Genomic DNA, 23,017 nt, shown 5'->3' on the forward strand with positions numbered 1-23,017 from the left:
TGAGGAAGGGGCGGCAGCGGGAATCCGCTGCCGCCCCTTCCTGCTTCCCCGGCGGGACCCGCCGGGGCGAACCACCCCGGACTACGCGGAAGCCCGCGCCCGCACCCCGAAGAACTCCAGCACGTCGGGCGCGAACCGCTTGTCCGTGAAGGTGCCCGTGTGACCGGCCTCCGGGTAGGTGATCAGCCGGGCGTCCGGCATCTCGTCCGCCGTGACGCGGCAGATCTCCGGCGGGCACGCCGGGTCCTTGCCGCCGGACACCACCAGCGTCGGCACCTGGATGCCGGGGAGCCGGTCCCGTACGTCGAATCCGGCCTCCGCGGCGACGAAGGCCGCCATGTCAGCGGCCTCCTTGGGGCGCACGAACGGGTCCACCAGCCACATCAGCGGCTTGAGGACGGCCGCCGTCGCCGGGTTCTTGAAGGAGATGCCCGCGGTGTGGTGGAACGCCCGCTTCCCCGCCACGGCCGCTTCGGCGTACGCCACCTGGGCCTTCCTGGCGGCCTCGCCCATCGTGTACCCGGCCATCGACAGGGCCAGTTTCTTGACGACCTGCGGGTGGTCCGCGGCCAGTTGCAGGGCCAGCGAGCCGCCCGACGACGGGCCGACCACGTGTACCGGGCCGCCGAACTTCTCGGTCAGCGCCTCCGCGTGCTGGGCGGCGATGTCGGCCATGGTGGTGCCCGGTGCCATGCCGGGAGCACGGTTGACCGCGTACACCCGGAAGTGCTCCCCGAACGGGGCGAGCTGGCTCAGCTCGACGCTCTTCTCCCAGCCCTCCGGGTTGGTGTGGTGGTCGGTGAACCAGCGCAGGACCACCAGGGGTTCCTCGCCGGTGCCCAGCGCCCGGTAGGGCAGGCCGTGCTTCAGCACCCCCTCCTCCACGCGGAGGTGCGCGTACTTGTCCTTCTTCGCCATGTGCCTTCCTTCAGCTCTCGGGGTCGATGTCGGCCAGGAACTCCAGGACGGCCACCGACCACACGAAGCCCGCGGTCGCGCCCATCGCGATCAGCAGGTCCCCCTTGCGGGGCGAGCGGGTGCGCACGATGTGGTCGAGGCCGATCAGGTGGTCGCCCGCGCCCATGTGGCCCAGGTCCCGGCCCCACTCGTAGACGGTGCGGGCCGGGTCGACGCCCAGGGCGTCGTGGTAGGCGTACTCGATGGTGGGCAGGTTGATGTTCGGGTGGAGGAAGAACCGGGCGTCGTCCAGGGCGATGTCCGCCTCGGCGAGCGCGTCGTCGAGGACCTTCGCACTCATGGTGCCGATCTTCTCGCCCATCACATCGAGATTGTCCTCGTTGCGCTCCATGTATCCGCGGATCCGGGCCCGCAGGTCCACCGGCTTGCCGTCGGCGAAGGGCGCCGCGGTCCAGCCCTGGGTACCGCGCAGGAACGGCTCCAGGCTCGGATCGCCGTACGAGAGGGTGGCGCGCACCTTCGCGAAGCCACCCCGGCTGGAGAGGACGGCCGCCCCGCCGCCGTCGCCGTGCGCCAGGCTGTCGTCGGAGTTCCACCGGTCGAAGTACGGCAGCTTGTGCGTGTCGCCGGCCGTCACCAGCACCGCACCGGGGACACCCGGGCGGGCGGCGAGGTGCGAGGCGGCGGTCTCCAGGGCGAACAGGCCGCCGTTGGAGTTCTGGAGCAGCTCCACGGCGGGCGCGGTGCCGCCGACCGTCTCGTTCTGCACGTAGCTGGCAGGGGTCCACATCTCCTGCCCCTGGTGGCCGACGTAGGCGTGCACGGTCAGCCCGAACTCCTCGGCGGGCGTGCCCGCCATGGCGACGGCCGCCCGGCCCGCGGCGGCGGCCAGCACGGGGCCGGTCTCGTCGTCCGCCGCCACCCGTACGGCGCGGATGCCGTGCGCGGCGCACTCCGCCGCGTCCGCCAGTCCGTCGGCGACGGCCTGCTCGGCGGTCTGTATCCGCTCCGGCAGACGGGACCCGGTCCCGGCCAGATAGACGTTGTCCCAACGCATGTGTGCTCCAGGGAAGTCGAAGGGGGGTTCAGCCGATGGCCTTGCGGTACTGGCGGATCGACAGGGGTACGAAGACGGCCAGGATCAGCGCGATCCACAGCAGCGAGGCCAGCAGGGCGTTCTGCATCGGCCAGGCGTCGGAGAGCGCGGCCGCCGATGTGGGACTGGTGTTGCCGAACAGTTCGCGGGTGGCCTGGGTGACGGCCGACACGGGGTTCCACTCGGCGAACACCCGCAGCGGCCCCGGCAGGTTCTCACTGGGCACGAACGTGTTGGCGATGAAGGACAGCGGGAAGGCCAGCATGCCGGCCGCGTTGTTCACGACCTCCGGCTGCTGCACGGCGAGCCCGACCGTCGCCATGATCCAGGAGACGGCGTACGCGAAGGCCAGCAGCAGCGCGAACCCGGCCACCGCCTCCTCGAAGCCGGTCCGGATGCGCCAGCCCACGATCAGCCCGGTGACCGCCATGACCATCAGGATCAGGAGGTTGTACGCCAGGTCGCTGGAGGTCCGTCCGATGAGCACCGCCGAACGCGACATCGGCAGCGAGCGGAGCCGGTCGATCAGGCCCTTCTGGATGTCCTCGGCGAGCCCCATCCCGGTGATCACCGAGCTGAACAGGATGGTCTGGGCGAAGATCCCGGCGATCAGGAACTCCCGGTAGTCGATGCCCGGGACCTCGATCGAGCTGCCGAAGACGTAGGCGAAGAGCAGCACGAACATGATCGGGGAGAGACTCGCGAAGATCAGCAGGTCGGGCACCCGCTTGATCTTGATCATGTTGCGCTGGGCGACGACGGACGCGTCCCCGACGGTACGCAGCACGGCGTTCACGCGACGGTCTCCTTCTGCTTCGGGCTCCGCGTCTTCTCCTGCGGGTCCTGTGCCTGTTTCTGCTTCTTCGGTTTCGTGCCGGACTTCTGCGCGTCCTCGTCGGACAGGGCCTCCTCGCGGGGGCGTCCGGTCAGCGCCAGGAACACGTCGTCGAGGGTGGGGCGGCGCACCCCGAAGTCGGTGACCTCCACCGAGGCGGCCTTCAGCAGTCCGAGCGCCGACATCAGCTGGTCGGCCCCGCCGGTCACCGGCATCGTCAGCCGCCGCTCGCCCCGGTCCACGGAGACCTCGCCGCCCGCGGCCAGCGTGCCCAGGGCGCCGCGGGCCACCGTCAGGTCCGCCGGGTCGCCCAGCCCGATCTCCAGGCGCTCGCCGCCGACCCGGGTCTTCAGGTCGTCGGGGGTGCCCTCGGCGATGACGGTGCCGTGGTCGACGACCGCGAGGCGGTCCGCCAGCTGGTCGGCCTCCTCCAGGTACTGGGTGGTCAGCAGCAGCGTGGAGCCGGCCGCCACCAGTTCCCTGATCACCTCCCACATCTCGATCCGGCTGCGCGGGTCGAGCCCCGTGGTCGGTTCGTCCAGGAACAGCACGCTCGGCGAGGACACCAGCGAGCACGCCAGGTCGAGGCGACGGCGCATGCCCCCGGAGAAGCCCTTCACCGGCCGGTCGGCGGCCTTGGTCAGGGAGAACCGCTCCAGCAGCTCGTGCGCGCGGGCACGGGAGCCGCGTACCCCGAGATGGTGCAGCCGGGCCATCATGCGCAGGTTCTCGTACGCGGTCAGGTCGTCGTCGACGCTGGCGTACTGGCCGGACAGGCCGATCACCCGGCGCAGCTTGTCGGCGTCGCGGACCACGTCGTAACCGGCGACGGTGGCGCGCCCGCTGTCCGGGCGCAGCAGGGTGGTCAGCATGCGCACGGTGGTGGTCTTGCCCGCGCCGTTCGGGCCCAGCAGGCACATCACGCTGCCTGCCGCGACGAAGAGGTCCAGCCGGTCGAGCGCGGTCAGTGAGCCGTACCGCTTTCCCAGCCCTTCGGCGATGATCTCGGCTGCCATCGGGCGGCCTCCTGTGAGTAGTCCGGTGAGTGTGGGGTGGTTCAGCCGACGGGGACGGCGGGGCGCGGAACCCCGGGCACGGTCGTCACCGGTTCGGCGGGCCGCACGCCTTCCAGCAGGTAGCGGTTGACGTGCGCGTCGACGGCCGGGTTGGCGCCGAGCGCGTAGATCTCGTGGGCGCCGGAGTCGGCAACCAGGACCAGCCGGTGGCCGAGCCGGTCGGCCATCGCGTAGGCCCCGGGGCAGTGGTCGAACGGGTCGCCGTCCGCCTGCACGACCAGCCCGCCCGGGTATCCCGGGTTGGCGACGCGGGTGGCGGGCTCGGGCGGGGTGAAGGAGCGGAACGTGCCGACCCACGGCTGTGCGCGCATGACGCCCAGGCCGTACGGGCTGTGGGCGCGGAAGGCGCGCATGTCCCGGTGGTAGACGTCGAGCTGGTCGGGCCAGACCGTCTCGCAGGTGACCGCTTCCAGGACGGCGTCGCGCCGCCCGCCGGCCGGTTTGCCGGGCCGCCACTCACGCTGTCCGGCCAGCAGCCCGCCCGCCTTCGCCGGGGCGTCGGCGTCGTTGGCGGAGGCCGCCTCCAGGAGTCCGGCGACCAGGTCGGCGAGGGATTCCCAGCGACCGCGGTCGGCCGCGTGCGTCCCCATGACCAGGTCGAAGGTGGTGCGCAGGGCGATCCCGCCGTCCAGGGCGGCGAGCCGGGACGCGGTGCGCTCGACGGAGGCGATCACCTCGCCGGCGTCGCGGCCGAGGCCGAAGCGGGTGGGGCGCTCGCCCGTCCAGAGGGCCCAGGCGTCCACGTTCTCCCGGTTGGCCAGCGCCTGGGACTTGAACTGTTCGCGCCAGTCCCAGTCCGGGTGCACCGAGGAGTCCAGGACGCTGCGCTCCAGCCGCTCGGGGAACATCGTCCCGTACACCGCGCCGAGCAGCGTGCCGTAGGCCCAGCCGACGAAGCTGATCCGCTCCTCGCCGAGCACCGCCCGGATCAGGTCCATGTCGCGTGCGTTGTTACGGGTGTTGATGTACGGCCGCAGCTCCCCGCCCGCTCGCAGGCACCCCTGGTCGCGCTCGCGCATGTCGGCGGCGAGCGCCGCGAACACCTCGTCCGGGGGCCGCGAGTCGAAGGGTGTGCTGGTGGGGGAGTCCTCGCCCTCCAGCCGGGTGGAGTCGCCGGTGCCGCGGGGGTCGAAGCCGATCAGGTCGTACACGTCGCCGAGCGGGGTGGCGTCCGCCAGCCGCGCGGGCAGCGCCCGGCCCAGGCCCCCGTCCCCGCCGGGCCCGCCGTTCAGGGACAGCAGGACGCCGCGGCGGCGGGCGGGATCGGCCGCGCGGACGCGGCTGAGGGCCAGGGTGATGCGGGGGCCGCCGGGCCGGGAGTAGTCGAGGGGGGCCTCGATGGTGGCGTGTTCGACAGCCGCCGGCCCGTGCCCGTCCCCGGCCGGGGCCCAACGGGGCTGCTGGGAGAGGAATGTCCGCAGATCGTCCATGCCAATCACCATGCCGGTGGGGACTTGAGAGGGGGTGGAGTGGCCGGTTCCTGCCCTCGGGTCCCTTTCCCCCCGGCCCGGCGCGCCCGGCGCGCACGCCTGGGACGCGCTCTCGCGAGGTCCGCTCGTCCGGGCCGCGCGCGGTCATCGGTCCGCCCCGCCGGCGGGCCCGCGCGTCGGCGGGCCCGCCCGGCTCCGGACGATGGGTCCGCGTCCCCGCTGTACCGGTACCTGAGTGCCGCACGAGGAAGCCCGTGCAGCTTGTGGCCTCCGTCCGGCCGGGCTTTCGGCGCCCGTCGGCGCTGTGCCCGAGACAGGAGCCAGCCACATGAAAGCCCTGGTGCTCTGCGGGGGTTCGGGTACGCGCCTGCGTCCCCTGAGCCACTCCATGCCCAAGCAACTCATCCCCGTTGCCAACCGGCCCGTCCTCATCCAGGTCGTGGAGAACCTCCGCGAGCTGGGCGTCGAGGACATCGGGGTGATCGTCGGCGACCACCGCGGCGAGATCGAGGCCGTGCTCGGCGACGGCTCCGCCCACGGTGTGCGGGTGAGCTACATCGTGCAGCACGCCCCGCTCGGCCTCGCGCACTGTGTCCGCCTGGCCCGGGACTTCCTGGCCGACGACGACTTCGTCCTCTACCTCGGCGACACTGTGCTGGTCGGCGGCCTCACCGAGATGGCCGACGGCTTCCGCGTCCGTCGCCCCGCCGCTCAGATCGTCGTCCACAAGGTCGCCGACCCGCGTGCCTTCGGAGTCGTCGAGACCGACGGCGCCGGCCGGGCCGTGCGTCTCGCGGAGAAGCCCGCCGAGCCGCGCAGCGACCTCGCCGTCGTCGGCGTGTACTTCTTCACCGCGGCGATCCACGAGGCCGTCGCCGCCGTCTCCCCCAGCGCGCGCGGCGAACTGGAGATCACCGACGCCGTGCAGTGGCTCGTCGACGCGGGCCGCGAGGTGCGGGTGCACGCCCACACCGGCTTCTGGCGCGACACCGGGCGCGTCGAGGACGTACTCGAATGCAACCGGGAACTGCTGGAGGCGCTGGAGCACCGGATCTCCGGCGACGTGGACGCGGCCAGCGAGCTGATCGGCCCGGTCGTGGTGGAGGCGGGCGCCCGCGTCGTGCGCTCGCGGATCACCGGGCCCGCCGTGATCGGGGCGGGTGCGCTGGTGCGTGACAGCCACGTCGGACCGCACACCTCCGTGGGGGCCGGATGTACGCTCGACGCTGCCGGAATCGCTGATTCCATCCTGCTCGCGGGCTCCAGCGTCCAGCAGGTCCTGGGCGTGCACGGCTCGGTCATCGGCCGGGACGCCGCCGTGGGCCGCGGGCTCAGCGTCGGCGCGGTGCCGCAGCGGCACCGGCTCGTCGTCGGAGACCACACCCGAGTGGAGTTCGCAGCGTGAAGATCCTCGTGACCGGCGGCGCCGGTTTCATCGGCTCGGCCTACGTCCGGATGCTCCTCGACGGCAGCCTCTCCGGGTACGAGGACGCCCGGGTGACCGTAGTGGACCTCCTCACCTACGCCGGCAACACCGACAACCTGCCGATGGCGCACCCCCGGCTGGACTTCGTCCGCGGCGACGTCCGCGACCTGCCGCTGCTCCTTGACGTGCTGCCCGGCCACGACGCGGTCGTGCACTTCGCCGCCGAGTCGCACGTCGACCGCTCCATCGAGGGCGCCGACGCGTTCGTCACCACCAACGTCGTCGGCACCCAGACCCTCCTGGAAGCGTGCCTGCGCACCGGCGTCGCCACCGTCGTCCACGTCTCCACCGACGAGGTCTACGGCTCCATCGACCGGGGCACCTGGACCGAGGACGCCCCCCTCGCCCCCAACTCCCCCTACGCCGCGTCCAAGGCGGGCAGCGACCTGATCGCCCGCTCCTACTGGCGCACCCACGGCCTCGACGTCCGCATCACCCGCTGCTCCAACAACTACGGCCCCCACCAGCACCCCGAGAAGCTGATCCCGCGCTTCACCACCCGCCTCCTGTCGGGCGAGAGCGTCCCGCTGTTCGGCACCGGCGCGAACGTACGCGAGTGGCTGCACGTCGAGGACCACTGCCGGGCCGTGCACCTGGTCCTCACCAAGGGGGCGGCGGGCTCCGTCTACCACGTGGGCGGCGGCGCCGAGCTCAGCAACGCCGCACTCACCTCCCTCCTGCTGGACCTGACCGGCGCCCCGGCCTCCCTGGTGACGCACGTCACCGACCGCAAGGGCCACGACCTGCGATACGCGCTCGACGACACCCGCATCCGCGAGGAACTCGGCTACGCGCCCGCGGTGCCCTTCGACGCGGGCCTGGCCGCCACCGTGGCCTGGTACCGCGACAACCCCCGATGGTGGAAGGGGAATGAGAGTCCATGACCCGCACCCTGGTGCTCGGCGGCACCGGATTCGTCGGCCGCGAGGTCTGCGGGACGTTCGCCGCGCACGGACACGACGTCACCCACGTCTCCCGCACCCCCGCTCCCGGCCTCCCCGGCCGCCCCCTCACCCTGGATCTGGGCGACATCGCACCGGACGCCCTCGCAGGGGAGCTGGACCGCATCGCCCCCGACGTGGTCGTCAACTGCGTCGGCAGCATCTGGGGCCGCACCGACGCCGAGATGGCGCCCTCCGTCGTCGCCCCCACCGAGCGGCTGCTCGCCGCCCTCGCGCTGCACCGCGGCCGGCCCCGCCTCGTCCACCTGGGGTCCGTCCTGGAGTACGGCCCCGTGGCCCCCGGCACCACCGCCACCGGACCCGACCGGCCGGACACCGCGTACGGCCGCGCCAAACTCGCCGCCACCTCCGCCGTACTGGCCGCCGACCCGCGGGCCCTGGTCCTGCGCGTCGCCAACGTGGCGGGCCCCGGCACCCCCGGCATCAGCCTGCTGGGCCAGGTCGCCGGCCGGCTGGCCGCCTGGAACGGCGACCCGGCCGCCCCCGTGCACGTCACGCTCGACCCGCTGCGCGCCCACCGCGACTACGTCGACGTCCGCGACGTCGCCGACGCCGTACTGGCCGGCGCGCTGCGCCCGGACGCCGCGGGGGTGCTCGCGATCGGCCGCGGCGAGGCCGTGCCGGTACGGGCCCTGGTGGACCTGCTGGTCTCGGTCAGCGGCGTGCCCGCGCGGATCACCGAGCGCCCCGATGGGGCCGCGGGCTCCGCCGACTGGATGCGCGTGGACCCCTCTGCGGCACACGCGGCGCTCGGCTGGCGCGCGAGAAGACAACTGGCCGACTCACTGCGGGACTTCTGGCACGAGTGCCGGACCGCGGACGAGGCCGGGCCGGCCGGCGCCCGGGGAAGGGCGGTGCCCGCATGACCGTCGCCCCGTCCGCTCCGGTCCAGCTGCCCGCCCTGTCCGCCCCGCCCGCCCCGTTCGCCCCGGTCCAGCTGCCCGCCCCGCTGCGTGCCTGGCTGGACGACGTCCGCGTACGCTTCGCCACCGAGTCGCAGGAGGTCCCCCTCGACCGGCTCGACGGCTGGCACTTCGACCCCGCCACCGGCGACCTGCGGCACCGCACCGGCCGGTTCTTCACCGTCGAGGGACTGTCCGTGACCGTCCCCGACGGCCCCGTCCGGCACTGGGAGCAGCCCATCCTCGCCCAGCCCGAGGTCGGCATACTCGGTCTGCTGGTCCGCAGGGACCGCGAGGGCCGGCTGCACTGCCTCATGCAGGCCAAGGCCGAACCGGGCAACGCCGACGGGATCCAGCTCTCGCCCACCGTGCAGGCCACCCGCAGCAACTACACGCGGGTGCACGGCGGGAAGGCCGTCCCCTACCTCGACCTGTTCCGCCGGGAGGGCCCCGGGCTGCACCGGCTGGCCGACGTCCGGCAGTCCGAGCAGGGCACCTGGTTCGCCCGCAAACGCAACCGCAACATGATCGTCGAGACGGACCGCGAGGTACCCGCCCAGGACGGCTTCCGCTGGTTCCCGCTGAGCGGACTGCACGCCCTCCTCGCCGCCCGCGACCTGGTCAACATGGACGCCCGCAGCGTCCTGGCCTGCCTGCCGCCCCCCGGGCCCGACCCCGGCAGCCTCCACTCCGACACCGCCCTGCTCGGCTGGATCACCGAGGTGCGCAGCCGCACCGAGGTGCACACCGAGCGGGTGCCGCTGGCCGCACTCGACGGCTGGCACAGGACAGGCGGCCGGATCTCGCACGAGAGCGGCCGGTGGTTCGACGTGCTGGGACTGCGGGTGCGCGCCGTCGGACGGGAGATCGGCGGCTGGTCGCAGCCCATGATCGCGCCCCGCGGCCGGGGCGTCGCCGCCTTCCTGACCCGGCGCTTCGACGGCGTGCGGCACGTCGCCGTACGGGCCAGGGTGGAGCCCGGCTACGTCGACGTCGCCGAACTCGGGCCGACCGTGCAGTGCAACCCGGCCAACCTCGACCCGCGCGCGCCCCGCCCCGCCCACCTCGACGAGGTGCTCGGCGCCCCGGCCGGCCGGGTCCTGCACGACGCGGTGCTGTCCGAGGAGGGGGGCCGCTTCCACCACGCCCGCAACCGGTACCTCATCGTCGAGACCGAGGCGGGCCCGGCCGAGGACGACCCCGACTTCCGCTGGGTCACCGCCCACCAGCTCGGCCGCCTGCTGCGGCACAGCCACTACGTGAACGTGGAGGCACGCACCCTGCTCGCGTGCCTCCACGGCCTCGGTCCTCACTGAAGCCCCCGCCGGACGATCACCGCGCTGCGAGCACCTCCCGCAGCGCGGTGATCGTCCTGTCCTGCTCCTCGCGCGAGAGCGACGGGTACATCGGCAGCGAGAAGATCTCCCCGGCCAGGCGCTCCGTGACCGGCAGGGAGCCCGCTCCGTACCCGAGCCGGGCGAAGCCGCTCATGGTGTGCACCGGCCACGGATAGCTGATGTTCAGCCGGATGTCGTACGCCTTGAGCGCGTCGAGGATCTCGTCGCGGCGCGGGTGGCGCACCACGTACACGTAGTACACGTGGTCGTTGCCCTCGGCGAGCGGGGGCAGCACCAGTTCCGGTACGTCGGCCAGCGCCTCCCGGTACCGGTCGGCGACCGCGCGGCGGCCCGCCACGTAGGCGTCGAGGCGGGTCAGCTTGCGGCGCAGGATCTCCGCCTGGAGCTCGTCGAGGCGGCTGTTGTGACCGGGGGTCTCGACCACGTAGTACTGCTCGGCCATGCCGTAGTAGCGGATGCGGCGCAGGGTCGCGTCCACGGACTCGTCGGCGGTGACGACCGCGCCCGCGTCCCCGTACGCACCCAGCACCTTGGTGGGGTAGAAGGAGAACGCGGCGGCGTCCGACATGGTTCCCGCCAGCCGGCCGTGGTGGCGGGCCCCGTGCGCCTGCGCGCAGTCCTCCAGGACCTTCAGTCCGTGCCGGTCGGCGATCTCCCGGAGCGGGGCCATGTCCACGCACTGTCCGTAGAGGTGCACGGGCAGCAGGACCTTCGTGCGCTCCGTGACGGCGGCCTCCACGAGGGAGACGTCCATCAGGAAGTCCTCGCCGCGCACGTCCACGAAGACCGGGGTGGCGCCGAGGGCGTCGATGGCGATCACGGTGGGCGCCGCGGTGTTGGAGACGGTGATCACCTCGTCCCCCGGCCCCACGCCGAGGGCCTGGAGGCCCAGCTTCACCGCGTTGGTGCCGTTGTCGACGCCCACGCAGTGCGCCAGCGAGTGGTAGGCCGCGAACTCCTCCTCGAAGCCGCGCACGCTCTTGCCGAGCACCAACTGCCCGGAGCCGAGGACGGTCTCGACGGCGTCGAGCAGGTCGGTGCGCTCGGCGGCGTACTCCGTCAGGTAGTCCCATACATGAGTGGTCATGGCCGCCACTGTCGGAGGTCGCCTTGGAACGTTGCTCGACGCGCGGTGGACCGCCGCCCGCGACCCGGCGGATGTGGCGGGCAGGCCCTACAGGTGCTTGCCCGCGGTGACCGCGCCGAAGGTCAGCGTCGGGGGCTTCGTCTCCAGCACCTCGCCGATCCGCTCCGCCCGGCGCGCCAGCTCCTCGCGCCCGCCGGGGGGAAGGTCGCCGAAGACCTCCACCGTGATGTCCAGACGCTTCCCGGACCGTTTCTGGTGCCAGATCCCGGCGACGGTCCCGCCGGCGGTCAGCACCTGGACGGGGCCGGCCTGCCCGCGGGCCAGGGCGCGCCCGGTGGCCTCGGGACCCGGGAAGACCAGCGGCCTGGGGTGGCTGCCGACGACGTACGCGTCGAAGTACGGCAGCAGGTGCAGGCCGCCGCCGGCGCCCCGCGGCTCCGGGGCGTCCGCCAGGTCCCACAGCAGCTCCCCCTCGACGCGTACCTCCCGCAGTTCCTCCCCCAGCGAGGCGAAGAGGTCCGCCGCCCACTTCTTCGGCGCGCTCAGCCACTGCGCGAAGTGCTGCGAGGAGGCGGGCCCGTACCCGCGCAGGTAGTGCCGTACGACCTCGGGGAGGGCTTCCCGGGGGGCGGCCGGGACGAATCCGGGGACCCACCGGCCGGGGCCGGTGTAGGTGGCCTTGCGTCCCCGGTTGGGGCCGAAGCACAGGACGCCCCGGTGGGCGGCGGTGTGCACGGCCTGCCGCCAGCGCGGCCACAGGTCGGTGAAGCCGGGCACCACCTTGTCACCCGCCCAGTCGCCGCACGCACCGATCACGGCCTCGCTCAGCTCCTCGACGGTCAGCTCCGCGTCCCGCAGCGCCTCGCCGACGGCCGCCACCACCGCCTCCGTCTGCTCCGGGTCCAGCCGCGCCGCCTGCGGCAACCCGCCGCCCGCCGCGGGTACGGCATCCAACGCGCCCGTCCACAGCGCGAGTTCGCTCGCCGGGAACAGATGCACCGTTCCGCGCGGCCCGTACGTCTTCACCAGCGTCCGGTCCTCCCACAGTGCCCGGCGCACGTCCTCACGGGTGGTGCCCGTCGTCCGCACCCCCAACGACAGTTCGGCCGCGGACATCACCTGCGCGTGCACCCCGCACATCGCCCCCGCCACCTCGACGAGCGCGTCCGCCCCCGCGGGGACGTCCAGCCGGTGGGCGGCGAGCCGCCGTGCGCACACCTGCTGCCAGCCGGCCGAGGGGGACGCGGAACTGCGGGCACTGCCGGCCATCGGGGCTTCCTTCACGGTCGTACGGGACTCGGGGCCCCACCGTTTCACGCTTCGGCCGAGTGCTCCTCGATCGGGGGTCGACCGCCCGCGCGCACTCTCCCCGCGGCGGCAGGCAGCCGCCGGTACAGGGCAGTTCGATGACTTCGAGGAGTCGCCATGGACGACACGACCAGCACGCAGGCCGCACCGGGGACCGGCGGGATGTACGGGGCCGACGCGGCGGAGATCTACGAGCAGACCCACCGGGCCAGGGGCAAGGACTTCGTCCAGGAGGCCAAGGACGTCCTGCGGCTCGTGGGCGAGGACTGCGGACGCGCCTCGCTCCTGGACGTGGCCTGCGGCACCGGCAACCACCTGGAGGTGTTCGCCGGCCAGTTCGCCGAGGTGGCGGGCGTGGACCTCTCGCAGGCGATGCTGACGACGGCACGCGACAGGCTGCCCGCGGACGTGCCGCTCGGGACGGCCGACATGCGCGACTTCGACCTCGGCCGCACCTACGCGGTGATCACCTGCCTGTTCGCGTCCGTCGGCTACCTGGACACCCGGGACGAACTGGTCGCGGCGCTGCGCTGCTTCCGGCGGCACCTGGCGCCCGGGGGAGTGGTGGCGGTGGAGCCGTGGTGGTTCCCCGCGACGTTCCTGCCGGGGCACGTGGCGGCGGACGTGGTGGAACTGGAGGGCCGCACGGTCTCCCGCGTCTCGCACACCGTCCGGGACGGCGACTTCTCCCGGATGGAGGTGCACTACCTGCTGGCGCAGTCCGGGGTGGGCGTGCGGCACTTCACGGAGACGCACCGGGCGCGGCTCTTCAGCCGCAAGGAGTACGAGGAGGCGTTCCGTGCGGCGGGCCTCGTCCCGGAGTACCACGCGGGCGTCCAGTCCGGCCGCGGCCTCTTCACGGCGACGGCGGCCTGACCCGTACGGCCGCGGCCCGGCCCGCACGCAGGCGCGGGGCGCCGGGCGGTACGGCGGAGCGGGGCGCCGGGCGGACCGCCGCGCCCCCGCCCCGAACGGAGGCGAGGGCGCGGCAGCGCTTGCGGCGAACCCGCCGCGGTTCAGCCCACCCGGGCCGGCAGGCGGTTGAGGAGTGCGTCCGCCGCACGGGAGGCTCCGCCCGCCGCGTGCACGTGCTCGCGCATCCGGGCCACCGACTCGCGCAGGCCCGCGTCCGCGTCCACCGACGCCACCGCCTCCCGCAGCGCCGGCACCGTGGCCTCCTCGCGGGAGAGCACCGTGCCGAGGTTCAACGCGCCGATCTGGTGCGCGAGTTGATCGGTCTCGCCGACCTGCGGGACCACCACCATCGGCGTGCCCGCGTGCAGCGACTGCATCACCGTGCCCCAGCCGCCGTGGCAGACGAACACCCGGGTGTGCGCCAGCACCTCCTGGAGAGGCAGCCACGCGTGCACCTCGACGTCGTCCGGCAGCGGGCCGAGCGACGCCGCGTCCACCCCGGGACCGGTGACCAGCACCGTGTGCCACTTCCCGCCGGAGGCGAGCGCCGCCACGCACCGCCGGAAGAAGTCCGGCTGCGCGTTGAAGCTCGTCCCCAGGGAGATGAGCACCACCGGCAGCCCGGAGGCGGGCGGCTGCCAGCCCGACGACGGGTCCACCACCCGCTCCCGCTCCCGCAGGCACGGACCGACGAAGACGAAGCCGTCCTCGTCGAACTCCTCGCCCCGGTACTGGAACTCGCGCGGCACGGAGACCACGTTCAGCGCCTGCGGGTCGTCCACCAGCAGGTCGAAGGAGACGTCCCGCACCCCGTGCGCGCCCGCGAAGGCGACCAGCTCGGACTCGATACGGTCGTACGCCGCCGCGCCGACGGCCTCCCGCGGGATGCTCCGGTTGGTGGGCGAGACCGAGTAGAACTTCACTCCCGGCCGGTTCCACTTGCGGGTCAGCACGCCGCCCAGGAACTGCACGGAGATGTCGTACGCCAGCAGGTCCGGCAGCTCGCCCCGGGAGCGGAAGTACTCCTCGAAGACCGGCGCGGTCGCCGCGCCCTCCCGGACGTTGCCCTCCAGCACCCGCGCCAGCCAGTCGTCCGCGCCCGCGGGCACGATCTTCTGCGGGTCGATGGAGGAGGTGTACGGCAGAACCGTCGCCCCGGTGGAGGCGATCAGGTCCGCGTACTCCTCGGTGGCCGCGTACGTCACCCGGTGACCCCGGCGCACCAGTTCCTCCACCACGCCCAGCGTGGGGGTGAGGTGGCCGGTGGCCGGGATGTTGAAGAAGGCGATGTGGCGGCTCCCGGAGGGCGCCGGGGCGCCCTCCGCGCGCAACGGGCTCAAGAGAGCTTCACCACCACATTGCCCCGGTACTTGCCCGCGAGCAGGTCGATCAGCGCCTGCGGCGCGGCGTCGATGCCGCCCTCCACGAGGGTGTGCGGCAGCACGAACTTCCCCTCGCCCAGCCACTGGGCGAAGTGGCTGTTCCACGCCTGGATCTGCTCCGGCGTGTGGTACGTCGCGAACGGCCGGATCACGATCTGCCGGACGATCGCGGTCATCACGTCGAGCCGGGGGAAGGCCCCCTGCGAGTCGCCGACCTGCCCCGACAGCGCCCCGCACAACGCGAACCTGGCACCCTGCGCGGAGGCCTGCACGGCCGCCTCGAACTGCTCGCCGCCGACGGTGTCGAAGAAGACGTCGATGCCGTCCGGGGCCAGCTCGCGCAGCCGGTCCAGGACCGGGCCGTCGTGGTAGTCGAAGGCGGCGTCGTACCCCAGCTCGTTCACCAGGTAGTCGACCTTCGCCTTGCTGCCCGCCGCGCCGATCACGCGCTTGGCGCCGCGCGCCTTGGCGATCTGGCCGGCCAGCGAACCGACGCCGCCCGCCGCGCCGGACACGAACACGGTGTCGCCCTCGCCGACCTCGGCGATGTCGACCATGCCGTGGTACGCGGTCGGGCCCTGCGTCAGGTAGTGCACCGGGCTCGGGAAGGCGTCCCTGTCCAGCTTGTGGAACTGGTCGGCGGGGGCCGTCGAGTACTGCCCGAACCCGTCCATGCTCTCGACCAGGTCGCCGGGCGCCAGGTCGGGGCTGTTCGACTCGACGACGGTGCCGACCGCGCCGCCCCACAGCCGCGCGCCCACCTGGTAGGCCGGCATCGGAAGGTCCGGCTCCGGCTTCATCAGGTCCTGCATCACGGCGGTGATCTGGAGGTAGTCGTTGCGGACCAGCACCTCGCCGTCGGCGGGCCGGGCCACCTCGACGGTGGCCAGTTCGAAGTGGGCGGGCGTCAGCGCGCCGTCCGGGTGCGCGGCGAGCCGCACCTCCCGGGACTTCGCGGGGGTCTCGGCGGTGCCGGCGGCGTTGCGGGCGCTCTCGGTGGTCATGGTGCGTGCCCTTCCATGGGGAGTCCTTGCCAGGGCAGCTTTCCGGGTGCCGCTCAATTCCCGCTCGATTGCACCCCAGGCGGGGCGAGCCTGGCCGAAACGCCCCGGAGTCCGTCCGGAATCAGTTCCTCCGCCGGGCTCGGACCCTCGGGTCCACTCCGGCCCGAGGCGTACTCAGGCGGCCCGCCCGACTGTCGCAGCCCGTCACCGCCGGTCCGGCGCAGCACAGAACCGGACGGGCGGACCAGGCCGCACCGAGCGGCCCGAGAGCCATCCGAGCAACGCGAACCACGCAGCGCCACACGAGCGCCACGCAGCGCCACATGAGTACCACGCAGCGCCACACGAGCTGTACGAGTCACACGAGCCATACGAGTCACACGGGGCAAGAGGGAGGAGCGAGCAATGAGCGAGCAGGGCGACTTCGAGCTCTACGACACGACCTTGCGCGACGGCACCCAGCAGGAGGGCCTGGTGCTCAGCGTCGAGGACAAGCTCGCCGTCGCCCGCCTGCTGGACGGCCTCGGCGTCGGCTACATCGAGGGCGGCTGGCCCGGCGCGGTTCCCAAGGACACCGAGTTCTTCCGCCGCGCGCAGAGCGAACTGGTCCTTCAACACGCCGAGTTGGCGGCGTTCGGGGCGACCCGCAGGGCCGGGGTGCCGGTCTCCGTCGACCCCCAGGTGCGCGCGCTGCTCGCCGCCGAGACGCCGGTGGTGACCCTCGTCGCCAAGAGTCACCCCGCACACGTCGACCGGGCCCTGCGCACCACCCTCGCCGAGAACCTCGCCATGATCGGCTCCACGGTGCGGCACCTGGTGCGCGCCGGACGCACCGTCTTCCTGGACGCCGAGCACTACTTCGACGGCCACCACGCCAACCGCGAGTACGCGCTGGCCGTCGTGCGGACCGCCGCCGAGGCGGGCGCCTCCACCGTCGTGCTGTGCGACACCAACGGCGGCATGCTGCCCGACGAGATCGGCACGGTCGTCGCCGACACCCTCGCCCTCACCGGCGTGCCGCTGGGCATCCACTGCCACAACGACTCGGGGTGCGCCGTCGCCAACACCATGGCCGCCGTCGACGCGGGCGCCGTGCACGCCCAGGGCACCGCCCACGGGTACGGCGAACGCTGCGGCAACGCCAACCTGTTCACCGTCATCGCCAACCTCGTCCTGAAGCGGGGCCGCGAGGTGATCCCGCTGGAACGTCTTAAGCACCTCACCGACACCGGCCGCACCCTCAGTGAGATCACCGGCGTGCCCGGCGTCCCCGCCGATCCGTACACCGGCGCCTCCGCCTTCACCCACAAGGCCGGCCTGCACGCCTCCGCCCTGCGCGTGGACCCCGGCCTCTACCAGCACACCAACCCGGCCCTGTTCGGCAACGTGATGCGCACCCTGGTCTCCGACATGGGCGGCCGGTCCTCCGTCGAACTCAAGGCGAGGGAGCTGGGGTACGACGTCGCGGCCGGCGACGAGACGGTCGCCCGAGCCGCCGCCCGCGTCAAGGAACTGGAGAGCCGCGGCTACAGCTTCGAGACCGCCGACGCCTCCTTCGAACTGCTGCTGCGCGACGAGATCGCCGGAGGCCGGGAGCGCCGGCCCTTCGAGGTCGAGGAGTGGAGCGTCGGCGTCGGCCGGCGCCGGAACGGCGATTCCGGTACGGAGGCCCACGTGCGGCTGCGCGTCGACGGGGTTCCGCTGAGCGCCACCGGCACCGGCAACGGGCCGCTCAACGCCCTGGACAACGCCCTGCACGCGGCCCTCGACCCGTTCTTCCCCGCCCTCGCCCGGCTCGTCCTCACCGACTACCAGGTGCGGCTGCTCAGCGGGCAGACCGGCACCGACGCCGCGGCCCGCGTGCTCATCTCGTACCGCGACGGGCGGGAACGGCCCTCGGGGAAGACCGCCTGGTCGACCGTCGGCGTCGACACGAACACGGTGACGGCGGGGTGGCGGGCCCTGCTGGACGCCGTCCACTACGTCCTGCTGGACCAGGTCCGGGAGCAGCCCGCGTCCGCGGCCCCGCTGGCCGCCCCCACCCCCTGAACGCCGCGGCCCCGGCACCCCGCGGCCCCCGGCACCCCCGTACCCCCGACATCCGACTGGAGAGCCATCCGTGCGCGTGGAAGACACCTACCTCCGGGGGACCTCCGTCCGGCTCCCCTCCTCCCTCCTCGTCGCCGACGCCGTCTCGGACGGCTCCTGCCCGCCCCGCGTCGCCCAGGCCACCGGCATGGTCTCCGTCGCGTACTCGCCGCACGAGTCCGCCGCCGAGATGGCCGCCACCGCCGCCCGCACCGCGCTGGACCGGGCCGCCTCGGGCCCCGGCGACGTCGACCTGCTGCTGCACGCCGACACCTACCACCAGGGGCAGGACCTCTGGCCGGTCGCCTCGTACATCCAGCGCGAGGCACTCGGCAACGGCTGCCCGGCCATCGAGATCCGGCAGATGTCCAACGGCGGGATAGCCGCCCTCGACCTCGCCACCGCCTACCTCGCGGCCGGCCACGGCCACGCGGACGCGCTGCTGACCTCCGCCGACCGGTTCTGCGCCCCGGGCATCGACCGCTGGCGCACCGACCCCGGCACCCCGTACGCGGACGGCGCGTCCGCCCTGGTCCTGTCCCGGCGCGGCGGCTTCGCCCGGCTGCGTTCCGTCGCCGTGCTCGCCGACCCGGACCTCGAACCCCTGCACCGCGGCGACGAGCCCTTCTCCCCGGCCCCCTTCACCCACCGCATGCCGGTGGACTTCGAGGAGGCGAAGAAGGCGTTCGTCTCCAAGGTGGGCATGTCGTACGCCATCACCCGCGCCCACCAGGGGCAGCAGACCGTCGTCAAGCAGGCCCTGGCCGACGCCGGGGCCGAACTGGACGACGCCCGCTGGGTGGTCCTCCCGCACTTCGGGCAGCGCCGCCTGAAGTCCATCTACCACCAGCCGTTCGGCATCGACCCGGCCCGCACCACCTGGTCCTGGAGCCGTACCGTCGGACATCTGGGGGCCGGCGACCAGTTCGCGTCGCTGGACCACCTGCTGGCGTCCGGCAAGGCCGCCCCCGGCGACCTGATCGTGCTGATCAGCGTCGGCGCCGGGTACAGCTGGGGATGCGCGGTGATCGAGATGCTGCGCAGGCCCGAGTGGGGGCCCACCGGCTGAGCCCCGGGCCCCACCGGTCGGCGCCCCCCGGGAAATCCGGGCAGGGCCGGCCGGTCGCCCGAGCGCCGTGACGGCACGCCCTCCGTGGGCGGGTCGAGCGGCGCTCCAGCGGGAAACGAGTGCTGTTGTGTCAATCTGCCGTATGGGGCCGCCCTGTGCGGCCGTACCGAAGGGAAGCTCACCGTGGCGCCGATCGCTGCGCACCCCGTCCGTTCCGCCGCCCGCACGACCCTGCACACGGTGACGGTGGCCGCCGCGCCCGATGCCGTGTACCGGCTGGTCGCCGACGTCTCCGAGTGGCCGCAGGTCTTCGGGCCCACCGTGCACGTCGACGTGCTCCAGGAGGCCCCCGAGGAGGGCGGCGAGCAACTCCTCCGCATCTGGGCCACGGCCAACGGGCAGGTGCGGAACTGGACTTCCCGTCGGGTGCTCGACCCGGCCGCCCGTACCGTCACCTTCCGCCAGGTGGTCTCCGCCGCACCCGTCGCCTCCATGGGCGGTGCGTGGCGGATCGCCCCCGAGGGCGACGGCAGCCGGGTGGAACTCCTGCACGACTACCGGGCGGTGGACGACGATCCGGCCGCCGAGGCGCTCATCGAGCAGGCCGTCGACCGCAACAGCACCGCCGAGCTGGACGCCCTGAAGAAGACCGCCGAACTCGGCGCCGACCGCGCCGCGCTCCACTTCTCCTTCCACGACAGCGTCCGCGTCGACGGCGACGCGGCCGACGTCTTCGCCTTCCTCGACCGGGCCGACCTGTGGCCCGAGCGCCTGCCCCACGTGGCCCGGCTCGACCTGCGGGAAGACGTCGTCGACGGGCAGCCGGTCGTCCAGCACATGGACATGGACACCCGCAGCCCGGACGGATCCACGCACAACACCACCTCGATCCGGGTGTCCTTCCCGGACCGCCGCACCCTGGTCTACAAGCAGCTGCGGGTGCCCGCCGCGATGACCGGCCACACCGGCCGGTGGACCGTCGAACCCGCCGCCGGCACGGACGGCGCCTGGGAGGTGACCTCCTGGCACACCGTCACCCTCGACCCCGAGGGGGTGCGTGCCCTCCTCGGCCCGGACGCCACCCTCGCCGACGCCCGCGCGAAGGTCCGCCACGCGCTGGGCGCCAACAGCTCCACCACGCTCCGCCATGCCAAGGAGTTCGCCGAAGCCCGTGCCGCGGGGGCCCCGGACGGCGCCGGTGCGGAGGGCGCTCGTGCCACGACGTGACCCCCGCAGCCCCCTCACCGTGGTCAATCGCTTCACGGTGAAGGGTGACCCGGCGGACTTCGAGGAGGGTTTCCGCGAGCACTGCCAGTTCCTGCGCGCACGGGACGGGTTCGCCTTCCTGGTGACGCTGCGGCTGCTGGAACGCGACCACGTGTACGTGCACCTGGGGCACTGGCACGCCCTCGGCGCGTTCCTGGACACCGTGCGGGAGCCCGACTTCCAGGATCAGGTACGGCGGCTGGGACCGCTGGTGGATACCGAGGCGGACCAGGCGTACAGCGTGGGCCGCACCCTGTACGCCGAGGCGGTCGCCGGGGCGCCGAACGTCGTCCTGGTACGGGCCGTGCTCCGGACGGAGGGCGAACGCCCCTTTTTCGAGCGGAAGTTCGCCGCGCTCGGGGCGCACTGCGCCGAACTGGGCGGCTTCGGCGGCACCGACCTGCTGCGCTCCACGGTGTACCCGCTCGCCTACACCGGCCTCCAGTGGTGGCGCGAGGAGGAGGACTGCGAGCGGGCGCTCGGCGACGTCGGCTACCGGAACGGGCTGCGGTTCCTGTCCGAGCTGGCCGCGGTCTCCACCGAACGCACCCGTCACGTCGCCTACGAGCGCACGACCGGCTGATCCGGGTCCGCCGCCCGCACCCCGGCCGGCCGACTCCACCACCGCAGGAGCCGAGGGCCACACGCCCTCGGCTCCTGCGCGTTCCGGCCGCGAGGTCCATTCGAGCGGGCGCGTTCATCCTGCGGGAATGACGGACCACACAGCGAAAGCGACGGCCTCCGGCATCGCCCTCACCGTGCTCCGGGGCCGCCCCGACGCGGCGGAACTGGCGGCGGTGACCGCCGTCGTGACGGCCCGCCTGCGCGCGATCGAGGCGGCCCGTCTCCACGCGGAACGCACCGCGCGGCCGGCCGTCGCACCGCGTGCCGACTGGGCGGTCGAGGACTTCGGCCACCGGCCCACGACGACCCGGCCCGGCCCCTGAAGGGCCTGCCACCAGGGGGTTCCCCTGGCCACGACGGCGACGAGGAGGGCGCAGGACGATGGGGGAAGAGATGACCGAGCGGACGGACGAGCACCGGACCTTCACGGAGGTCTTCCGTGCGCGAGCGGCCGAGCGGCCGGACGCCGCGGCCCTGATCCTCCTGACGGAACCCGCTCGTACGGACCCACCCGGCGACCGGGCGGCGGCCTGCGACGCCCCGGCCCCCGGGGCCCGGCCCGACCTGCACGCCGAGACCCTCAGCTACCGGCGACTCGACGCGGAGGCGCTGGAGCTGGCGGCGCGGCTGCGCGCCCACGCCGCCCCCGGCGAGCGCGTACTGCTCGTACTCGCCTCACGGCGCCACTTCGCCGTCGGCTTCCTGGCCTGCCTCTACGCGAGCGTCGTCGCCGTGCCGCTCGCCCCGACGGGCGGGCGCGGGCACCACGACGAGCGCATGGCGAACGTCGCCAAGGACGCCGCGGCCGTCTGCGCCCTCACCTCCACCGCCGAGGCCCCCGAGCTCTCCCAGCTCCTGGCCCGCACCGGATACGGCAGCGTGACCTGCGTCCTGGTCGACCGCCCGGCCCCCGCGGCCGCGCCGCACGACGGGTTCGCCCCGGCCGACGTCACTCCCGAAACCGCCGCGTTCCTCCAGTACACCTCCGGCTCCACGCGCGAACCGCGCGGCGTCGTCGTCACCCACCGGGCCCTGCTCGCCAACCAGCGCGCGATCGCCACCGCGTTCGGCACCGAGCCCGGCGACCGGATCGGCGGGTGGCTGCCCTTCCACCACGACATGGGCCTCGTCGGCCAGTTCCTGCACGCCCTGTGGCTGGGCGGCACCGCGGTGCTGCTCTCCCCGGAGAGCTTCGTGAAGCGGCCGGTGCGCTGGCTGGAGATGATCTCCCGGTACGGGCTGACGGCGAGCGGGGCTCCCGACTTCGCGTACGAGCTGTGTGTGCGCCGGGTCAACGACGCCCAGCTGGCCGGCCTCGACCTGTCCCGCTGGCGCATCGCGGTCAGCGGCGGCGAACCCGTCCGCGAACAGACCCTGCGCGGCTTCGCAGCCCGCTTCGCCGCCGCAGGACTGCGACCCGAGGCCCTCGTCCCCGCATACGGCCTCGCCGAAGCGACGCTCCTGGTGTCCGGATCCTCCACCCCCTGGACCGCGCACGCCCTGGGCGAAGGGGAGGCGACCCTGGTCACCGCGGGCCCACCCGCCCCCGGAACCGAGATACGGATCGTGGACCCGGGCACCCTCAAGGCCGTTCCGGACGGCGGCACGGGCGAGATCTGGGTGCGCGGCGACGGCGTGGCGCGCGGCTACTGGGCCCGCCCGGCCGAGACCGCCGAGACCTTCCAGGCGAAGATCACCGGTGGCGGCGGAGGCTTCCTGCGCACCGGCGACCTGGGCCTCCTGCACGGCGGGCAGCTCTACGTCACGGGCCGCATCAAGGACGTCATCGTGGTCGCGGGCCGCAACCACTACCCGCAGGACCTGGAGCGCACCGTCCAACGGGTCAGCGCCCTGTTCGGCTCCGGCACCGCCTTCGGAGTGCCGGGGGAGCGCGAACAGGTCGTGCTCGTCCAGGAGTTGCGGGCCCGCAGCCGGTACGACGTGGACCTGGCCGCTCTCGCGAACGCCGTCCAGGCGGCCCTCGCCGAGGAGCACGAGATCCACGCGGGCGCGGTGCTCCTGGTCAGACCCGGTACGGTCCGCCGCACCACCAGCGGCAAGGTCGAGCGTGCGGCGATGCGCCGACTGTTCCTGCGCGGCGAGCTCACCCCGCTGCACCAACGCGTCGAGCCCCAGGTGACGGACCTGCTGCCCGGCCCCCTCGCCGCCCCGAGCCGTACATGAGCACCACCCCTCCCTGCCCCCGGAGCC

At 73.5% G+C, this 23,017-nt stretch carries 20 protein-coding genes; 11 read left to right on the forward strand and 9 right to left on the reverse strand.

Going from position 1 to position 23,017, the window contains the following annotated elements:
• Nucleotides 1-81 precede the first annotated feature (81 nt).
• Genes ACQPZG_RS22400 through ACQPZG_RS22420 form a run of 5 tightly spaced genes read right to left on the reverse strand, consistent with a single transcriptional unit; the run spans nt 82 to nt 5,355 of the window.
• On the reverse strand, nt 82-918 hold the full coding sequence (locus ACQPZG_RS22400; protein ID WP_433547513.1) for an alpha/beta fold hydrolase: 837 nt from the start codon (nt 916-918) through the stop codon (nt 82-84).
• Between the two features lie 10 nt (nt 919-928).
• Nucleotides 929-1,975, reverse strand: coding sequence for a ketoacyl-ACP synthase III family protein (locus ACQPZG_RS22405; RefSeq protein WP_433547514.1), 1,047 nt, complete (start codon nt 1,973-1,975; stop codon nt 929-931).
• Between the two features lie 28 nt (nt 1,976-2,003).
• Nucleotides 2,004-2,810 carry an ABC transporter permease gene (locus tag ACQPZG_RS22410; protein ID WP_433547515.1) on the reverse strand — a complete coding sequence of 269 codons (807 nt, stop codon included), beginning with the start codon at nt 2,808-2,810 and terminating at the stop codon, nt 2,004-2,006.
• Nucleotides 2,807-3,865, reverse strand: a complete 1,059-nt coding sequence (locus ACQPZG_RS22415; protein ID WP_433547516.1) for an ATP-binding cassette domain-containing protein — start codon at nt 3,863-3,865, stop codon at nt 2,807-2,809. Before ACQPZG_RS22415 ends, ACQPZG_RS22410 begins: the two co-directional genes overlap by 4 nt.
• Before the next feature lie 41 nt (nt 3,866-3,906).
• Entirely contained in the window at nt 3,907-5,355 is a 1,449-nt protein-coding gene (locus ACQPZG_RS22420; RefSeq protein WP_433547517.1) for an alpha/beta fold hydrolase, read from the reverse strand.
• A gap of 328 nt (nt 5,356-5,683) precedes the next feature.
• Here ACQPZG_RS22420 and ACQPZG_RS22425 point away from each other — a divergent pair, with 328 nt between their 5' ends.
• From ACQPZG_RS22425 to ACQPZG_RS22440, 4 genes are read left to right on the forward strand one after another with little or no spacing between them, the layout of a single operon-like run.
• Nucleotides 5,684-6,760, forward strand: a complete 1,077-nt coding sequence (locus tag ACQPZG_RS22425) for a glucose-1-phosphate thymidylyltransferase (protein WP_433547518.1) — start codon at nt 5,684-5,686, stop codon at nt 6,758-6,760.
• Nucleotides 6,757-7,725: a dTDP-glucose 4,6-dehydratase gene (gene rfbB, locus ACQPZG_RS22430; protein ID WP_433547519.1), complete on the forward strand. Its 969-nt coding sequence runs from the start codon at nt 6,757-6,759 to the stop codon at nt 7,723-7,725. Before ACQPZG_RS22425 ends, rfbB begins: the two co-directional genes overlap by 4 nt.
• Nucleotides 7,722-8,669 carry an NAD-dependent epimerase/dehydratase family protein gene (locus ACQPZG_RS22435; protein WP_433547520.1) on the forward strand — a complete coding sequence of 316 codons (948 nt, stop codon included), beginning with the start codon at nt 7,722-7,724 and terminating at the stop codon, nt 8,667-8,669. The genes rfbB and ACQPZG_RS22435 overlap by 4 nt, the downstream gene beginning before the upstream one ends.
• Nucleotides 8,666-10,021 carry an NDP-hexose 2,3-dehydratase family protein gene (locus tag ACQPZG_RS22440; protein ID WP_433547521.1) on the forward strand — a complete coding sequence of 452 codons (1,356 nt, stop codon included), beginning with the start codon at nt 8,666-8,668 and terminating at the stop codon, nt 10,019-10,021. The genes ACQPZG_RS22435 and ACQPZG_RS22440 overlap by 4 nt, the downstream gene beginning before the upstream one ends.
• Nucleotides 10,022-10,037: 16 nt before the next feature.
• Here the strand turns inward: ACQPZG_RS22440 and ACQPZG_RS22445 are convergent, their stop codons facing one another.
• A complete protein-coding gene (locus ACQPZG_RS22445) occupies nt 10,038-11,150 on the reverse strand; it encodes a DegT/DnrJ/EryC1/StrS family aminotransferase (RefSeq protein WP_433547522.1) in 1,113 nt (370 codons plus the stop codon).
• A gap of 87 nt (nt 11,151-11,237) precedes the next feature.
• On the reverse strand, nt 11,238-12,419 hold the full coding sequence (locus ACQPZG_RS22450; RefSeq protein WP_433547523.1) for a winged helix DNA-binding domain-containing protein: 1,182 nt from the start codon (nt 12,417-12,419) through the stop codon (nt 11,238-11,240).
• A 156-nt stretch (nt 12,420-12,575) separates the two neighbouring features.
• Here ACQPZG_RS22450 and ACQPZG_RS22455 point away from each other — a divergent pair, with 156 nt between their 5' ends.
• Complete coding sequence (locus ACQPZG_RS22455) at nt 12,576-13,334, forward strand: class I SAM-dependent methyltransferase (RefSeq protein ID WP_433547524.1); 759 nt, start codon at nt 12,576-12,578, stop codon at nt 13,332-13,334.
• Nucleotides 13,335-13,474: 140 nt separating this feature from the next.
• Here ACQPZG_RS22455 and ACQPZG_RS22460 read toward each other — a convergent pair whose 3' ends face one another.
• Nucleotides 13,475-14,713 carry a macrolide family glycosyltransferase gene (locus ACQPZG_RS22460; protein ID WP_433547525.1) on the reverse strand — a complete coding sequence of 413 codons (1,239 nt, stop codon included), beginning with the start codon at nt 14,711-14,713 and terminating at the stop codon, nt 13,475-13,477.
• Entirely contained in the window at nt 14,710-15,759 is a 1,050-nt protein-coding gene (locus ACQPZG_RS22465) for a zinc-binding dehydrogenase (RefSeq protein ID WP_433547526.1), read from the reverse strand. The genes ACQPZG_RS22460 and ACQPZG_RS22465 overlap by 4 nt, the downstream gene beginning before the upstream one ends.
• A gap of 405 nt (nt 15,760-16,164) precedes the next feature.
• Here ACQPZG_RS22465 and cimA point away from each other — a divergent pair, with 405 nt between their 5' ends.
• The 6 genes from cimA to ACQPZG_RS22495 all read left to right on the forward strand — a co-directional run bounded on the left by cimA (nt 16,165) and on the right by ACQPZG_RS22495 (nt 22,990).
• Nucleotides 16,165-17,808: a citramalate synthase gene (cimA, locus tag ACQPZG_RS22470; RefSeq protein ID WP_433547527.1), complete on the forward strand. Its 1,644-nt coding sequence runs from the start codon at nt 16,165-16,167 to the stop codon at nt 17,806-17,808.
• Nucleotides 17,809-17,878: 70 nt separating this feature from the next.
• The gene (locus ACQPZG_RS22475) at nt 17,879-18,916 is read left to right on the forward strand and encodes a ketoacyl-ACP synthase III family protein (protein ID WP_433547528.1); all 1,038 of its coding nucleotides are present in this window, start codon (nt 17,879-17,881) and stop codon (nt 18,914-18,916) included.
• A 183-nt stretch (nt 18,917-19,099) separates the two neighbouring features.
• The gene (locus ACQPZG_RS22480) at nt 19,100-20,143 is read left to right on the forward strand and encodes an aromatase/cyclase (protein WP_433547529.1); all 1,044 of its coding nucleotides are present in this window, start codon (nt 19,100-19,102) and stop codon (nt 20,141-20,143) included.
• Entirely contained in the window at nt 20,130-20,765 is a 636-nt protein-coding gene (locus ACQPZG_RS22485) for an antibiotic biosynthesis monooxygenase family protein (protein WP_433547530.1), read from the forward strand. The genes ACQPZG_RS22480 and ACQPZG_RS22485 overlap by 14 nt, the downstream gene beginning before the upstream one ends.
• A gap of 127 nt (nt 20,766-20,892) precedes the next feature.
• Nucleotides 20,893-21,129 (forward strand): acyl-CoA carboxylase epsilon subunit, encoded by a 237-nt coding sequence (locus ACQPZG_RS22490; protein ID WP_433547531.1) that lies wholly within the window; start codon nt 20,893-20,895, stop codon nt 21,127-21,129.
• 58 nt (nt 21,130-21,187) lie between these two features.
• Nucleotides 21,188-22,990 (forward strand): fatty acyl-AMP ligase, encoded by a 1,803-nt coding sequence (locus ACQPZG_RS22495; protein ID WP_433547532.1) that lies wholly within the window; start codon nt 21,188-21,190, stop codon nt 22,988-22,990.
• The last annotated feature ends 27 nt before the right edge of the window (nt 22,991-23,017 follow it).

This window comes from Streptomyces sp. CA-294286, assembly GCF_050947155.1.
Taxonomy (GTDB): Bacteria; Actinomycetota; Actinomycetes; order Streptomycetales; family Streptomycetaceae; genus Streptomyces.

Excerpts from the sequence above, each read along its gene's own strand:
- ACQPZG_RS22425 (WP_433547518.1), top strand. The coding sequence starts at position 5,684 with ATGAAAGCCCTGGTGCTCTGCGGGGGTTCGGGTACGCGCCTGCGTCCC.
- ACQPZG_RS22490 (WP_433547531.1), top strand. The coding sequence starts at position 20,893 with ATGACGGACCACACAGCGAAAGCGACGGCCTCCGGCATCGCCCTCACC.
- ACQPZG_RS22405 (WP_433547514.1), bottom strand. The coding sequence starts at position 1,975 with ATGCGTTGGGACAACGTCTATCTGGCCGGGACCGGGTCCCGTCTGCCG.
- ACQPZG_RS22445 (WP_433547522.1), bottom strand. The coding sequence starts at position 11,150 with ATGACCACTCATGTATGGGACTACCTGACGGAGTACGCCGCCGAGCGC.
- ACQPZG_RS22450 (WP_433547523.1), bottom strand. The coding sequence starts at position 12,419 with ATGGCCGGCAGTGCCCGCAGTTCCGCGTCCCCCTCGGCCGGCTGGCAG.
- ACQPZG_RS22465 (WP_433547526.1), bottom strand. The coding sequence starts at position 15,759 with ATGACCACCGAGAGCGCCCGCAACGCCGCCGGCACCGCCGAGACCCCC.
- ACQPZG_RS22455 (WP_433547524.1), top strand. The coding sequence starts at position 12,576 with ATGGACGACACGACCAGCACGCAGGCCGCACCGGGGACCGGCGGGATG.
- cimA (WP_433547527.1), top strand. The coding sequence starts at position 16,165 with ATGAGCGAGCAGGGCGACTTCGAGCTCTACGACACGACCTTGCGCGAC.
- ACQPZG_RS22440 (WP_433547521.1), top strand. The coding sequence starts at position 8,666 with ATGACCGTCGCCCCGTCCGCTCCGGTCCAGCTGCCCGCCCTGTCCGCC.
- ACQPZG_RS22420 (WP_433547517.1), bottom strand. The coding sequence starts at position 5,355 with ATGGACGATCTGCGGACATTCCTCTCCCAGCAGCCCCGTTGGGCCCCG.
- ACQPZG_RS22435 (WP_433547520.1), top strand. The coding sequence starts at position 7,722 with ATGACCCGCACCCTGGTGCTCGGCGGCACCGGATTCGTCGGCCGCGAG.
- ACQPZG_RS22415 (WP_433547516.1), bottom strand. The coding sequence starts at position 3,865 with ATGGCAGCCGAGATCATCGCCGAAGGGCTGGGAAAGCGGTACGGCTCA.
- ACQPZG_RS22400 (WP_433547513.1), bottom strand. The coding sequence starts at position 918 with ATGGCGAAGAAGGACAAGTACGCGCACCTCCGCGTGGAGGAGGGGGTG.
- ACQPZG_RS22495 (WP_433547532.1), top strand. The coding sequence starts at position 21,188 with ATGGGGGAAGAGATGACCGAGCGGACGGACGAGCACCGGACCTTCACG.